The sequence below is a fragment of the bacterium genome (genome assembly GCA_030247525.1).
Lineage (GTDB): Bacteria > Electryoneota > JAOADG01 > JAOADG01 > JAOADG01 > JAOTSC01.
Window position 1 is genome coordinate 1 of sequence record JAOTSC010000246.1, and the last position, 3,419, is coordinate 3,419.

At 50.1% G+C, this 3,419-nt stretch carries 2 protein-coding genes; both read right to left on the reverse strand.

The window, feature by feature from the left end:
• On the reverse strand, positions 1–351 hold a 351-nt coding region (locus tag OEM52_14520), incomplete at its 3' end, for a threonine--tRNA ligase (GenBank protein ID MDK9701349.1).
• A gap of 180 nt (positions 352–531) precedes the next feature.
• Positions 532–3,159: a S8 family serine peptidase gene (locus OEM52_14525; GenBank protein ID MDK9701350.1), complete on the reverse strand. Its 2,628-nt coding sequence runs from the start codon at positions 3,157–3,159 to the stop codon at positions 532–534.
• Positions 3,160–3,419 lie beyond the last annotated feature (260 nt).

A 3,419-nucleotide genomic window follows, 5' to 3' on the forward strand; every position in this document is an offset into this window, starting at 1 on the left:
TTCGATCTTCGGAAAATCTTCCGGTGAGAAGACGTGTTCGAGATCGAAATCGTAGTAGAAACCGTCGTCGATGACCGGCCCAATGGCAAACTCAACATTGCCGTAAAGCCGCGCCACCGCCTGCGCCATCACGTGCGCCGCGGTATGACGTAACAGTTCAAGACCTTGCTTCGTATTCGGCAGTACCGGAACGAACGACCCTTCGGTGCGCGTCGGGGTCTGCAAATCGAAAAACGTTTCGCCTTGCAAAATTCCGATTGCATCCTTCACACCGGCGGTGGCTAATACTGCACCGACCGGTTCATTCGGATTGAACTCAATCCGCTGTTCCTTCCACTCGATTACTGCCATGATCTCCTCTTTTCTGTTTTACTGGAGGTTAGGCAATCCTGCCTGACCTTCAATTGACGGGCGGACATGGGAGTCCGCCCCTACCCTGTTCCCGGGACAAAATAACACGCCCCGCTCTCTTCGCAAAAAAAACCGGGCTACCCTTCGATAGCCCGGTTTCACAAATCGTTAACCCGCAGTCTACCGAAGGTAAATCGCCTTCCGTGTTGTCGTGTAACCCGTCGTTGTCGCGATTCGGACAAAGTACATGCCGCTTCCCATGCCTTGTAAAGAGATGGGCAGGATGTTAATCCCGGCGGGTAATTGTCGATAGTCTTGCGACACTGCTAATCGTCCTTCGGTCGTGTATACGGAAATTTTCGCGCCAGCCGCTTGCGGTAATGTGATACGTAGCGAAGCGGTCGCATTAAACGGATTGGGATAAATATCGCTCACTGAGTAGGTCGAAGGCAAGTTGTGCTCCCCCGGTTCCGATACATCGGAGGGGGCTAACCATACTCGGATGTTCGCCAACAAATCGCTCAATGTTCCAGTTTCCGTGGTGGAAATTCCTTCCAAGGCCACCGTAAAGAGAACGATCTTCCCGTTACCAACGACTTTTTGCACACCGCAGGCTTCACCGGTTGTACCCAAGGTATAACAAGCAGTCGCACTGGTTCCCACCGTGACAGTACTCTGAGATACTCGTCCATTGCCGGCGCCGTGTCCTCCGCCAAGATACATAGTCCCGGCACTACCTATCGTAGTGGTTTGAACCCCTTCGATCGTATTGTGCAGAAGATCGTTATGCAATGGAGTCACATCGACCACAGTCGTCAAAAACGAGAGGGCGGCAGGATCTTCGGGAATATTCTGCGATACCATCAGCAATTTGCCACCAGCTTGCAGGTAAGCGGTAATCGCTGTTTGATCGAGAGCGTCGATGGTCGAGGTCGCATTACCGGTAATCCAAATCACCCAACCATAGTTGCGCATGAAGTTCGCCGGTAAGGTCCCATTCATCGTCATATCATACTTATTGAACTGAATGTTCATTACGGTAGCAACACTATCGTAATACGTCTCAAAGCTGCTGCCTTCGTCGTCGTCGATGATGAGCAATTCCGGCCAACCGACGTAATAGTCAAAGTAGTATTCGGCACTAAAATCACCCGGTTGGGCAAACACTTGCACGGTAAAGCGAACATTGCGGAACACCCCGCCATTCGCTACCGTCATAATAAAGGGCGATGTTTCGTTGTTCCAGAACTGACCTGGCTGTAAAGAACCCATACTGCGGGTTGTCGGTTGGATGGTAACGCCGGGATCGTTGGAACGAATCGTGAGCCACGAAGTATCTACCATTGCAAATGAAGCGCTCGCTTGCATATACAGCACCAAGTTCGCCGATTCACCCGGTTCGACCCGACCGTCATGATCACCGCTCAACTCGGTAATCGTGTTGGCGGAATAGTGCACTTCAGGTACGTTTAGCATTTCCATCGCCCGCATCGCATCAATGCGACCGGCTCCCAACAAACCGTAGTAATTCGAGTTACCACCAAGACTGTAGATACTACTGTCGGCGCTTGCCAAGAGGATATCGATTACATCCTGATTGGAGCCTGCCAGCATCCGTGATTTAATCAATGCCGCCAAACCAGCCGCAAATGGACACGCCATTGAAGTGCCACTCATCATTGAGTAACTATTGGTAGGAATGGTCGACATGATGTTGCTGCCCGGTGCGCTGATATCGACAGTCGTACCATAATTCGAAAAACCGGATTTTACATCGGTGCTATTAGTTGACGCCACCGAAATCACGTTGTTCAATGCCGATGGGTAATGCGGACTCGATACATTGTCGTTACCGGCTGCCGCTAACACCACACAATTGCGGTTCCAGGCGTAATCGATAACTTGTTGTTCCTGAGTACCGGTTGTCGATCCGCCCCATGACAAAGAGATTACATGAGCGCCTTTACGAGCGGCATACTCGATTCCTTCATAACCTTCCGTTATGTATTGTTGGCAGCCCGCGCGAACTGCCATTGTGCGGCAGTTGAATCCTAATGATGCAACGCCGACGCCGTTCATCGTTTGAGCGTTGGCAATGCCGGCACAATGAGTACCATGCGAAGAGTTTGTCGGACTCGGCATTGGGTCACCATCATTCGAGGTCGGGTCAGCGCCATAGAAATTATCGACATAACCATCGGCATCGTCATCGACACTGTTCAGATCGGTGGCGTCAATAACACCATCCCCATTTAAATCTTCACCAGGATTTATCCACATGTTCGGTGATAAGTCCGGATGGGTGTACTGAACACCGGTATCGACAATTGCGACAATCACGGAATCGCTGCCAGTCGCGTAATCGTGCGCCAAATCCCCTTGAGTAATGTATAGTCCATACTGTTGTGACAACGTTGCCCGGGGATCGTTGTAAACAATGTCAGTAGTGTAGATGTAGCTCGGTTGCGCAAAAGCGATTGAGGGTGATGCAGAAAATGCGGCGATTGCAGCATCAAGATTGGTAGCTTCGGGAACGGTTAATTTCCACCAAGTTCGTAACTGAATACCACCTACTTCTTCTGGAGATAATGCCAGTGGAAACATTTGTTTCGCCGAGGTTACTTGCCATTCCTTAAGTAAGTCGGCAATCTCGGCATCAGCCGGAGACAGTTCCTTCATACCCAACCATTGGTTAGGATCTCCTTTGAACTGCACTAAAATCTTGCCCGGCCAGCAATTGTCTACTGCAAATGCGGTAACGGAAAGCAAAAAGTAACTCAAAGCGCCCAAGATTTTGAGCTTCCGCATACGAATCTCCTTAACGTTGTAAAGCAGAAAGTAACTACCTCCAGTATCGGGAAACAAGTCCTTACTCTATAAGGAGTACGATTTCTTTGTTTAACTGGAGGGAAGTGGTTGTACTATACAGTTGTGTCCGGTATATTAGCAAATTAGAGGATTCAGACGTATGAGTGAACGGATCGAAGAACGGTGGAAGGCGTTCCAAGCGCGTCTCCGAACAGTTCGCGAAATCAATTCGCGGGCGTTAGAAACCGTTCGAGTGTTCG